Raw genomic sequence first — 11,111 nt, 5'->3', positions numbered from 1 at the left:
TACAAGGAAGGCAATCGCGCCCGGTGGCGCGGCCGGGCTTCAAACCCGGTTGGGGACGGCAGCCGTTCCCGGGCAGGTTCGACTCCCGCTGCCTTCCGCCATTATTTTTACCTGTCAGGGCCATTTCGCGGGTAAACCCGCTCCTACAACGATTGCATGCCCTGTGTAGGAGCGGGTTTACCCGCGAATAGCCCCTGTCAGGCTGAAACCTAAGCCCGCTCCCCACACAGATCCAGCGCAAACCACCGCTCTGCCGCATCCACATCCAACCCCGCCCCCAGCAACGCAACCATCTTGCCCAGCGCCGCCTCACGGGTCATGCCACCCCCACTGACCAGCCCGGCCCCGCGCAGTCGGTTACCCGCCGCATAGGTATCGAACACCACCGACCCCTCAGGGCACTGGCTGATCGCGGCCAGCAGTACACCGCGCTGGCGCGCTGCACGCAGCACCTCCAGCAACGCCAAGTCATCCGACGGCCCGGTACCACTGCCATAGCACTCCAGCAGCAACCCTTGCACGCCGCTGTCGAGCAGGCCTTGCAAGTGGCCGGCCTGCAGCCCGGGGAAAACAGGCACTACCGCCAGGTTGACCGGCTGGCGCGGGTGCTTGTAGCCAAGCTCCACAGGGACTGCCTCGGCATGCTCCCCGTCGCGATGGCGCGGCAGTGCGGCAAACGCATTGAACGCCTCACTACGCAGCTTCGACGCTCGGCAGCCATGCAGCAGTTGCCCATGGAAGTACAGCTGCACGCCGTCCTCCAAACCCTGTTCAAACTGGCGCAGCGCACCATACAGGTTGGGCCAGGCGTCGCTGTCGGGAGCGCCGGCCGGCAGCATCGAACCGGTCAACAGCACCGGCACCGGCAGGCCCAGCAGCAGGAACGACAATGCTGCAGCGCTGTAGGCCAGGCTGTCGGTGCCGTGCAATACCAGCACACCATCATGGCCAGCCACATCCACCGCCGCGACGATGGCATCGCGCATCGCCAGCCAGTTGTGTTGTTGCATGTTGGCGCTGTCCAGCAGCGGGTTCAGCTCTTGCAGGGTCCAGTGCACCTGGGGTGCATCGGGCAGTTGAGCGAAGTGTTCACGCATCCGCGCTTCAAAACCACCGGCCGGCGCCAGGCCCTCCGGGGTTTCGAGCATGCCGATGGTGCCACCGGTATAGAGAACGAGAAGATTCTTGACTGCACGCATGGAAAGCATCCGTAGCGGTGAGCGGAGAAAAAAGCCGCCCACGGACGGGGCGGCTTGGGCAGGGGAGGATATCAGCGCTGGGGCTGAGCTTGGCCAGCTGCTTTGTCAGCGGCTGTTTCCACCTGCGGGTTGGCAGGCCAGGCGTTGCGGTCCAGGTCCAGGTCGGCGAACTGGGTCGAATCGAACACCGGTTGCTGGATACCGGCCTTGCGCTGGTTGTCGTAGTCGCGCATCACCCGCAGGCCGACCTTGAACAGCAGGGCCAGGGCGATCAAGTTGACGAAGGCCAGGCAGGTCATGGTGATGTCGGCGAAGGCGAACACGGTCGACAGGTCTTGCATCGAACCCCACACCACCAGTGCCAGCACCAGGCCACGGAATGCCATCAGTACCACGCGGTTGCGGCTGAGGAACTGCAGGCTGTTTTCGCCCAGGTAGTAGTTGTAGAGGATGCAGGTGAAGACGAACAGCGACAGTGCAACGCTGACGAATATACGGCCCCAGTCACCGACCACGGCGGCCAGCGAGTTCTGGGTCAGGACAATGCCGTCACCTTCGAAGCCCGGGGTGTAGAAGCCCGACAGCAGGATCAGCAGTGCGGTGCAGGTGCAGATCACGAAGGTGTCGAGAAACACGCTGAAGGCCTGGACCACGCCCTGGGCGCCCGGGTGCTTCACTGCAGCCACGGCGGCAACGTTCGGTGCACTGCCCAGGCCTGCTTCGTTGGCGAACACACCACGCTTCACGCCCATGACGATGGCGCTGCCGAGCAGGCCGCCAAAGGCTGGGTCGAGGCCGAAGGCGCTCTTGAAGATGGTTTCCAGCATGGCGGGTACGTGTTCGATCTGGGTGCCGATCACGTACAGGGTCACGCCGATGTAGGCCAGGGTCTTGACCGGTACCAGCAGGTCGGACACCGCTGCGATGCGCTTGATGCCACCGATGAAGGTGATTGCCAGCAGCACGGCCAGGACGATGCCGGTGTGGCTTGGGTCGAAGGCAAAGGCATTTTGCAGCGAGTGCGTCACGGTGTACGACTGCAGGCCGATGAAGGCGAAACCATAGGTAACCAGCAGCAGGATCGAGAACACGATGGCCATGCTCTTCAGCTTCAGGCCGTGCAGGATGTAGTACGCCGGGCCGCCGCGGTACAGGCCGTCGCCGTCAGCGCGCTTGTACACCTGGGCCAGGGTACATTCGAAGAAACTGCTGGCCATGCCGACCAGGGCAGTGACCCACATCCAGAACACCGCGCCTGGGCCACCCAGGGTCACGGCAATGCCAACACCGGCGATGTTACCGGCGCCTACGCGGCCGGCCAGGCTCAGCATCAGGGCCTGGAAGGAGCTCAGCTGGCCTGCCTGGCCACGCAGCGATTCCTTGAACACAGTGAACATGTGGCCGAAATGGCGGAACTGGACGAAACGGGAGCGGATGGTGAAATAGCTACCCAGCCCTACGATCAGCACGATGAGAAGTTTCCCCGAAAGGAAATCGTTGAGTACTTCGAGCATTGGAAAATGACCTCGATTCTTATTCTTCGTGTGGAAAGACCAGCGGACGGCAGGCGCACCGCTATTCGTTGGGGCGCATGGTTGGCCATGACAAGAGTCGTTACAATTTCGCGGGTTGCTCTGACTTGATGCGACTTGATGCTACAATGGCGTCATTCGCGTCACCTGGATTCCACACATGAGCGATCATTTCGCTACCAATCTCAAACTGGCCTGCAGCCACTACCGCTCTATTTCCGAAGTTTGCCGCCAGCTGTCGATCAACCGCGCGCAGTTCAACAAGTACCTGAGCGGGCAGAGCCGTCCGACGGCTTTCAACCTCAAGCGCATTGGTGATTTCTTCGGCGTCGAGGATTACGAACTGAGCCTGCCGGCCGATCAGTTCGCCCGCCTGATTGGTGCTCGCGTGTCGACCCTGGCCGAGCAGCCCAGCGACCCGATCAGTGAACTGTTCCGCCCGCTGCACGAGCATGCCGGCAACCTGTCGCGCTATTGCGGTTACTACTTCGAGTACTCCAACTGCATGTCGGTACCGGGCACGATCCTGGTGTCGCTGGTGCATCTATGGGAAGAACGCGGCCGCTTCCTGTTCGAGCGCCAGGAACGTCAGGAGCGCTCCAGCGCCACCGACCAGCATGCCGAAGTACGCTGCCGCTACCTGGGCGCGGCATTCCAGCTGCAGGACCGGGTATTCCTCATCGACTACGAGTCGCTGACCTTCAACGAGATGAGCCAGACCATCCTCATCCCCAGTTTCAAAAGCCGCATCACTCGCCTGAACGGCCTGAAGGCCGGTGTTTCCAGCGGCGACCGGCGCAACCCGGCCTGCACCCGGGTGGTGTGGGAGTACCTGGGCGAAGAGATCAATCGCATCAATGCCTATCGGCAGGTGAGACTGTACCGCCCGGATGATCCGCGTATAGATGATGATGTACGCGAGCGGCTGAGCGTGGGGCCGTTGCGTAACAGCTTGTTCGAGATTGAATAGCACCATTCTGCCAAGAATCGGCCCTGTACCTGTTGTAGGAGCGGCCTTGCGTCGCGAAAGGGCTGCCCAAGGATTGAACATGGATGCACAAATTGCCGGGGCCGCTGCGCAGCCCTTTCCGACCGGTCCGGCGCCCCGGCAAGGCCGCTCCTACAGATGACCGCGATAACCAATGGTTGAAACAAGGGGGAGAGAAGCAAGCTCGGTAATTACTCAAAGTTTCTGCAACCACTCTCCTATCGGGTGCCCATCACCGAACAGTAACTTGATTGCCATCAGGCAACAGACAACGATCAGTAGCGGTTTGATCAGCCGTGGTCCGAAGTAGAGCGCGCAATGCGCGCCAATTTGAGCACCGATGATGGCACAGACTGCCATAGCCAATGCCAAAGGCCAGATGATCGCCCCACTGAATGCGAATACCGACAGCGCTCCGAGGTTACAGCAAGCGTTCAATAGTTTGCTTCTGCAGATTGCCTGCATAAGCTGCTGCCCCAGCAGCAGTGTGCAGGCGACCATGAAGAATGATCCGGTACCTGGGCCAAAAATACCGTCGTAGAACCCAATGGCTGGAACTACTGCCAATGTGAAGGTGAAGCGCGATAGCCGTTGCTTACGATTCTGATCACCGAGCGTGGGACTGAATGCAAAGTAGGCGGCCACCGCAATCAGCAAGATCGGCACAATTGACTCCAGGACAGCCCTGTCGAGCATGCTAATCGACAGGGCGCCTGCAATACCTCCGGTAAACGAGAGGCAAGCCATGGGCCAGTCTGCCCGCCACTCGATCATTCGCTTGCGAGTGAACGCCCAGACTGCTGAGGCACTGGCTGAGGATGCCTGAAATTTGTTGGTAGCCATTGCCGCCAACGGGTCGATGCCTGCAATGAACAGGGCGGGGAGTGTAAGCAGTCCGCCGCCGCCTGCTATTGCATCGAAAAAGCCGGCTAGCAGGGCGACAGCGGCGAGTACAACAAATATCGAGGTTTCAATTTCCACTTGTTTGTCCCCTGCATTAACCGCGCACTACAAGTGGATCTTGTTTCAAGATCAATGGTCGGGCATCCGGTGAATAACCAAACAGTCGGATCAATAGTCTCCTGTTGTCCTTGACAATTTCCCGTGCATGGAGTGTCTGGCTGTTGTTGATTAGTAGTGCTGATCCGGGATGAAGGATGAATTCGTGGGATTTTGCTTGGCCCAACAGGTGCACGAGCGAGCGATAAGCTTGTCGCGCCGGCTGGCTGGCCTCGTTATGTAAAGAGTAACGATAGCTACTGAAGCGCAACGTGAACTCACCCTTCGGATCAAATTGGAGAATGGAATTTTCGACCGTCTGCTCACTGTCATCCTTGACGAAGCAGTCGCTGCGTGTGAAACAGAATGATTTCGATGAAAGCGCGAGAGCCTCAAGTCCGTTCAGTCTTGCAACCGCATCGCGAACAGGTATCAAGCTCGTTGGTTCCTTCAAGGGGTTCCATCTGGCTGTCAGAATCAATGCGCTCGGGGCTGGTGAATGTCCACTCTCCGAGTTGATCGAGCAATTGTAAGGAGGTTCTGTATGCGGACCCAGCATCAGTCCTGAATGGGAGCTGAGTTCGGCTTCATGATGATCAAGTTCATCCGATAACAAATTTTGGCCGCCACCTTTAAAGTTGCCAACGAGTCTGACTTGCTTGCCACCGTTGTCTATATCAAAAGCGAAGGAACGGTAATCGACAAGGTTCAACAAAATCTGGTTTCGAGAGGCCAGATAGAGAGTGACTAGTTCGGTACTGATGATGTCCATGGGCGCAAGTGCTCGGGCGCAGGATCGATGCAGGGAATTTGCATCGCAGTGAACTCAATTGCAGCCGCCCTGCCATAGGTGAACATTTCGAGCATGTCGCGTTGCCGAGGGCTCATTGAAAGCATGAGAACACTTGCGTGATGTGCGGAGGTTTTTGCCGTTTCTGCTATATCAGGTCCACCGCTAGCGGCAGCTTCTCTGGACCCTGAATCCAGTAACCGAGCTTGCTGCTCCGTAAACGGGAAACTGATTATTTCAGGCGAGCGCCGAGATTGATTCCCTGTCATTGTTTTTTTCCTTGTCTGTAGGGGAAAGTGAAACCTTTTGTTGGCTCGGCGATCATTTAGCCAGATGTTTTTAACCGGGGATGCAGGACCTAGTCCCCGTGAGCTGTAGGGAATGTCTCTGGTGATGGTAGGAATGGTCCTGCGTATGTGCTCACTTCCCGAGGGTTGGACTTCCCCGCCCGGAAACCGCAAAATGACCCCTTTCCTTCATCAACCTCTCCGGATCTGCTGACTCTATGCGTATGCGCCTAATGCTGTTGGGTGGTGGCAATGCCCTCGGGCAAGCGCTGATTCGTCTTGGGGCCGAGGAGGACATCGCATTCCTGGCGCCGCGCCCGCCCGAGAACGGCTGGACGCCGGCCAACCTCACTCAGCTGCTCGACGACCATCGCCCCGACGCGCTGGTGAACCTGGCTTATTACTTCGACTGGTTCCAGGCCGAGTCGGTCAGTGAGCCGCGCCTGGCGCAACAGGAGCGCGCTGTGGAGCGGCTGGCCGAGCTGTGCCAACACCACCAGATAACCCTGGTGCAGCCTTCCAGCTACCGGGTGTTCGATGGTTCGCGGGCTACGGCCTACAGCGAAAAGGACGAACCTGTACCGCTAGGCCTGCGCGGCCAGGCGCTGTGGCGCATCGAGCAGAGTGTGCGTGCCACCTGCCCGCAGCATGTATTGCTGCGCTTTGGCTGGCTGCTGGACGAAAGCATCGATGGCTCGCTGGGCCGCTTCCTGACCCGCGCCGAACAACCGGCGGAACTGCTGCTGGCCGATGACCGGCGCGGTAACCCGACGCCGGTTGATGATGCCGCACGGGTGATCCTGTCGGTGCTCAAGCAGCTCGATTGCAGCGCGCCGCTGTGGGGCACCTACCATTACGCCGGCAACGAGGCGACGACGCCGCTGGCGCTGGGCCAGGCGATCCTCACCGAGGCGGGGCAGTACCGCCAGCTGGCAGTGCAGGCGCCGACCCCGCAGGCCCATGCCGCGCGCCCGGATGCCAGCGAAGAGCCGCAGCACGCAGTGCTGGCCTGCAAGAAAATCCTTCATACCTTCGGCATCAAGCCGCGTGCCTGGCGCGCCGGCTTGCCGCCCCTACTGGACCGGTTCTACCGCCATGGCTGATGCCCCCATCCTGATCACCGGCGGTGCCGGCTTCATTGGTTCCCACCTGTGCGATGCGTTGTTGGACAAAGGCTACGCCGTCCGCATTCTCGACGACTTTTCCACTGGCCGGCGGGGTAACCTGCAAGTTGATCACCCTCGATTGGAGCTGATCGAAGGCGATGTCGCCGATGCCGGGTTGGTCACGCAGGCTGCGGCCGGCTGCAGTGCTGTGGTGCACCTGGCAGCGGTGGCTTCGGTGCAGGCTTCGGTCGAAGACCCGGTGCGCACCCACCAGAGCAACTTCATCGGCACCCTGAACGTCTGTGAAGCCATGCGCGTGCATGGCCTGCGCCGGGTGCTGTTCGCATCCAGTGCGGCGGTGTACGGCAACAATGGCGAGGGTGAGTCAATTGCCGAAGACACGCCCAAGGCGCCGCTGACCCCCTATGCGGTGGACAAGCTGGCCAGTGAGCAATACCTGGACTTCTACCGTCGCCAGCATGGCCTGGAGCCGGTGGTGTTCCGCTTCTTCAATATCTTCGGGCCGCGCCAGGACCCTTCCTCGCCGTATTCCGGGGTGATCAGCATCTTCTGTGAGCGAGCAGTGCAGGGCTTGCCGATCACCGTGTTCGGTGATGGCGAGCAGACCCGCGATTTCCTTTATGTGGGCGACCTGGTGCAGGTAATGGTGCAGGCGCTGGAGCAGCCGCAGGTCGAGGAGGGGGCGGTGAACATCGGCCTCAACCAGGCGACGTCGATCAACCAGATGCTAGCGGCGTTGGGGCAGGTGGTCGGAAGTTTGCCGGCGGTCAGCTATGCGCCGGCGCGCTCGGGGGATATTCGCCATTCGCGGGCAGATAACCAGCGGTTGCTGGCGCGGTTCGAGGTTGCGCAGGTGACGCCGATGGTAGACGGGCTGGCGCGACTTTTGGGTAAAGGCTGATAGCGCCGGGGCCGCTTTGCGGCCCTATCCGACCGGTCCGGCGCCCCGGCAAGGCCGCTCCTACAGGGATCGCGCAATGTCGACGATTCGCGGTCGCTGCAGGAGCGGCCTTGTGTCGCGATGGGCTGCACAGCAGCCCCAAAATCACCCATGCCGCACATTCCTGCGCAGGCAATCTTCAGCATTCAAGACCCGCCCATCGATGGCCCGCACCTGCATCGTCTCAAGCCCCTGCCCACTAGCACCCTCTACCAGTTCAGATCGCGCCTCGCCCGCCTCGAACAGAAACCTCTCCCCCCACTGCCTCAAGCCAACCACCACCGGAAACACCGAGCGCCCTTTCTCGGTCAGCACATATTCCTTGTAGGCGCTGCCATCCGAAGCCGGTTGCATCGCCAGCAACCCACTTTCCACCAATAGTTTGAGCCGCGAGGCAAGGATGTTCTTCGCCAGCCCCAGGTTCTTCTGGAACTCGCTAAAGCGCCGCAGGCCGTCGAAGGCATCACGCAAGATCATCAACGCCCAGCGGTCACCCAGCACTTCCAAGGCTCGGGCGACGGGGCACTGCGCATTGTTTTCATCGAGCATGAGACAGACCTGTCTTGAGTACCTGGTTGCATATTAAAACCACATTTGTTAAATAGCCAGCATATGGTTTCAAATCGAAACCAGAATCGAGAGGTCAGCCCGATGACGCCCACACAGATACGCTGGATAACCCTGCTGCTGGCCACGACCAGCGCGATGGCCGTGGCGACCGTCTATTTTGCCCAGCCTTTGCTAGAATCGATGGCCGCCGACCTGGGCGTGGCGCAGCAGCAGATTGGCTGGGTAGTGGGTGCGACTCAGGCGGGCTACGCCTTGGGCTTGTTGTTGATCGTGCCGCTGGGTGACCTTCTGGACCGCAAACGCTTGCTGCTTGGCCAGTTGCTGTTCTCGGCGCTGGCGCTGGGTGGGGTCGCCCTGGCGCCGAACTGGGCGGTACTGCTGCTGGCGCTGGCAGTCACGGGTTTGATGGCCGTCATGGTGCAGGTCATGGTGGCGCATGCCGCGAGCCTGGCCGCACCTGGCCTGCAAGGGCGGGCAGTGGGCACTGTCACCAGCGGCGTGGTGCTGGGCATTCTGCTCGCACGTCTGGTTTCGGGTGGGCTGGCCGATCTGGCGGGCTGGCGCAGCGTTTACTGGATAGCCGCAGGTATGTTGATACTGCTGGCACTGGTGATGTGGCGTAGCTTGCCCTCGGTGGCTTCAGCCAAGTACCGCTCCAGCTACCGGGCGCTGATCGTGGCCCAGTTCAGCCTGTACCGGCACGACAGGTTGCTGCGCCAGCGCGGTGTGTTCGGTGTGTTGATCTTCGCCGCATTCAGCGTGCTTTGGAGTGCGATGGTCATGCCCCTCAGCGCTGCACCGCTGTCGCTGAGCCACACCGAGATCGGCCTGTTCGGCCTGGCGGGTGTTGCAGGCACATTGGCCGCGTCGCGCGCCGGCCGCCTGGCCGACCAAGGGCTGGGGGAGCGCACCACCGGGCTGGCGCTGGTGTTGCTGACGCTGTCATGGCTGCCCACAGCCTTTGTCGGGCAATCGCTGACGGCCTTTGTGCTGGGTGTGCTGGTGCTGGACTTTGCCGTGCAGGCGGTGCATGTCACCAACCAGAGCCTGTTGCTGGGCGGTCGTGGCGAGATGGCCAGCCGTTTGATTGGTGCCTACATGTGTTGCTATTCGCTGGGTAGCGGTGTGGGGGCGGTGCTGGCGAGCTGGGTATATGCCCATTGGGGGTGGGCTGCGGTGTGCGGCCTGGGCATGGCCATCAGCGCGGCTGCTCTGGGTTACTGGCTATGGCAGCCAAAAAACCGGGCGGCCGAAGCCGCCCTGCAGTGTTCTGGTCAGAACTTGTAGCCAAGGCCGACCATGTATACCCATGGGTCGACTTCGACGTCGACCTTGGTTTTGCTATAGCCCAGCGCGGTTGGGCCGTTGACGCTGGCCTTGGTGTCGATGTCGACGTACCAGACCGAGGCGTTGACCAGCAGGTTGTCAGTGATCATGTAGTCCATGCCCAACTGGCCGGCAATGCCGATCGAGTCCTGCAGCTTCAGGTTGCTGAAGCCCTGCTGCTTGCGGGTGCTGCTGAGGTCTTCATCAAAGAACAGGGTGTAGTTGATGCCCACACCGGCATACGGCTGGAACCTGGAGTTCGGCTCCATCGGGTAGTACTGCAGCGACAGGGTCGGTGGCAGTTGCTTGATGTCGGCCAGCTTGCCGTCCAGGCCGCCACCCAGGCCTTTTACGCCGACGGTGTGCTTGAACGGTGTGGCGGCCAGCAGTTCCAGGCCGATGTGATCGGTGAGCATGTAGGCGAACGTCAGGCCCAACTGGGTATCGCTGTCCAGGGTCGCCTTGGTGCCCGAAACCTTGTTGCCATCAAATTTCAGGTCGCCGCTGCTCTCGTTCGGCGCCGTGGTGATGGCCCCGGCGCGGACGATGACATCACCCGCCTGGTGGGCGTGGGCAACAGGGGCGGCGAGCGCCAGGGCCGCGAATGCGGCACCGAGCAAGGACTTGTTCATGGAAGCTCCCAAAGGACGTGAGTAATCGAGTAGTCCAATGGTACGGATGCGTCTAAACAGAAAGTTTGACCCAGCTCAAAGAAGCGTTGTCACAAGTCGGTAACAGTTCTCATTTCAGCTCATAAGCATATATTTTCTCGGCTTCCATCTGGTATCCGGCATCGGCCAGCTCGCTGCTGGAGGCTCTAACCTGCATCTTCCCCTCGATCCAGTAGGGCTGGTAGAGGTCTTCGACGCGCACGCCCATTTCGCTGAAGATGTGCACGATCTGGTTCGACGGTGGTGGCGGTACGTGGATGCAGGCGCCGTAGTAGGGGACCAGCAGGAACTCTGTCGTGCGGCCCTCTTCGCTGACCTCCAGTGGCACGATGTAGCCGGGCAGCTTGATCTTCTGGCCGTCAAGGCTTTTCACCACTGGCGCGTCGGGGGCTTGCTGGCGTGCTGCCGGTGCGGACTCGGCAGACAAGGCATTGCTGAGTTGCGACAGGTCGTGCAGCGGGGCGAGTTGTGGCGGGATGACCGGGGCGCCCTCGGGGATCAGGGCGGGCCAGTCCAGCTCCTTGGGTTCGGCGGCCCATAGGGGCATCGCTACCGTAAGCAGCAGGATCAGCAGCATTTGCAGGGCTGGCCTCTTCGCGGCGGTTCGACGCCTCGATGAACCCGCTCCTACAAGGGGAACGCAATCCAATGTAGGAGCGGGTTTACCCGCGAAGAAGCGCAT

11 protein-coding genes and 1 tRNA gene are annotated in these 11,111 nt (G+C 60.8%); 5 read left to right on the top strand and 7 right to left on the bottom strand.

What is annotated here, in order from left to right; genetic code table 11:
* The first annotated feature begins 5 nt into the window (after positions 1-5).
* Positions 6-101 (top strand) — tRNA-Sec (locus tag ACIP02_RS20065).
* Between the two features lie 108 nt (positions 102-209).
* Here ACIP02_RS20065 and ACIP02_RS20060 read toward each other — a convergent pair.
* Positions 210-1,199, bottom strand: coding sequence for an asparaginase (locus ACIP02_RS20060; RefSeq protein WP_400619642.1), 990 nt, complete (start codon positions 1,197-1,199; stop codon positions 210-212).
* Positions 1,200-1,270: 71 nt separating this feature from the next.
* On the bottom strand, positions 1,271-2,713 hold the full coding sequence (locus ACIP02_RS20055) for an alanine/glycine:cation symporter family protein (protein WP_400619639.1): 1,443 nt from the start codon (positions 2,711-2,713) through the stop codon (positions 1,271-1,273).
* 178 nt (positions 2,714-2,891) lie between these two features.
* Here ACIP02_RS20055 and ACIP02_RS20050 point away from each other — a divergent pair, with 178 nt between their 5' ends.
* Positions 2,892-3,701, top strand: a complete 810-nt coding sequence (locus ACIP02_RS20050; RefSeq protein ID WP_400619636.1) for a helix-turn-helix domain-containing protein — start codon at positions 2,892-2,894, stop codon at positions 3,699-3,701.
* A gap of 213 nt (positions 3,702-3,914) precedes the next feature.
* Here the strand turns inward: ACIP02_RS20050 and ACIP02_RS20045 are convergent, their stop codons facing one another.
* Positions 3,915-4,700 carry a TSUP family transporter gene (locus ACIP02_RS20045; protein ID WP_400619633.1) on the bottom strand — a complete coding sequence of 262 codons (786 nt, stop codon included), beginning with the start codon at positions 4,698-4,700 and terminating at the stop codon, positions 3,915-3,917.
* 16 nt (positions 4,701-4,716) lie between these two features.
* The gene (locus ACIP02_RS20040) at positions 4,717-5,490 is read right to left on the bottom strand and encodes a TauD/TfdA family dioxygenase (protein WP_400619630.1); all 774 of its coding nucleotides are present in this window, start codon (positions 5,488-5,490) and stop codon (positions 4,717-4,719) included.
* A gap of 523 nt (positions 5,491-6,013) precedes the next feature.
* On the opposite strand from ACIP02_RS20040, the gene ACIP02_RS20035 reads away from it, so the two are divergent.
* Complete coding sequence (locus ACIP02_RS20035) at positions 6,014-6,898, top strand: sugar nucleotide-binding protein (protein ID WP_400619628.1); 885 nt, start codon at positions 6,014-6,016, stop codon at positions 6,896-6,898.
* The gene (locus ACIP02_RS20030) at positions 6,891-7,823 is read left to right on the top strand and encodes an NAD-dependent epimerase/dehydratase family protein (RefSeq protein ID WP_400619625.1); all 933 of its coding nucleotides are present in this window, start codon (positions 6,891-6,893) and stop codon (positions 7,821-7,823) included. Before ACIP02_RS20035 ends, ACIP02_RS20030 begins: the two co-directional genes overlap by 8 nt.
* A gap of 144 nt (positions 7,824-7,967) precedes the next feature.
* Here ACIP02_RS20030 and ACIP02_RS20025 read toward each other — a convergent pair whose 3' ends face one another.
* Positions 7,968-8,411: a winged helix-turn-helix transcriptional regulator gene (locus ACIP02_RS20025; protein ID WP_400619622.1), complete on the bottom strand. Its 444-nt coding sequence runs from the start codon at positions 8,409-8,411 to the stop codon at positions 7,968-7,970.
* Positions 8,412-8,513: 102 nt separating this feature from the next.
* Here ACIP02_RS20025 and ACIP02_RS20020 point away from each other — a divergent pair, with 102 nt between their 5' ends.
* On the top strand, positions 8,514-9,719 hold the full coding sequence (locus ACIP02_RS20020; RefSeq protein WP_400619619.1) for an MFS transporter: 1,206 nt from the start codon (positions 8,514-8,516) through the stop codon (positions 9,717-9,719).
* Here ACIP02_RS20020 and ACIP02_RS20015 read toward each other — a convergent pair.
* Positions 9,707-10,390 carry an OmpW family protein gene (locus tag ACIP02_RS20015; RefSeq protein ID WP_400619617.1) on the bottom strand — a complete coding sequence of 228 codons (684 nt, stop codon included), beginning with the start codon at positions 10,388-10,390 and terminating at the stop codon, positions 9,707-9,709. The genes ACIP02_RS20020 and ACIP02_RS20015 overlap by 13 nt on opposite strands.
* A gap of 109 nt (positions 10,391-10,499) precedes the next feature.
* A complete protein-coding gene (locus ACIP02_RS20010) occupies positions 10,500-11,012 on the bottom strand; it encodes a DUF3299 domain-containing protein (protein WP_400619750.1) in 513 nt (170 codons plus the stop codon).
* Between the last annotated feature and the right edge of the window lie 99 nt (positions 11,013-11,111).

The sequence above is a fragment of the Pseudomonas sp. NPDC089408 genome (genome assembly GCF_044749445.1).
GTDB lineage: Bacteria > Pseudomonadota > Gammaproteobacteria > Pseudomonadales > Pseudomonadaceae > Aquipseudomonas.
This window is presented reverse-complemented; position numbering and strand designations above follow the sequence as displayed.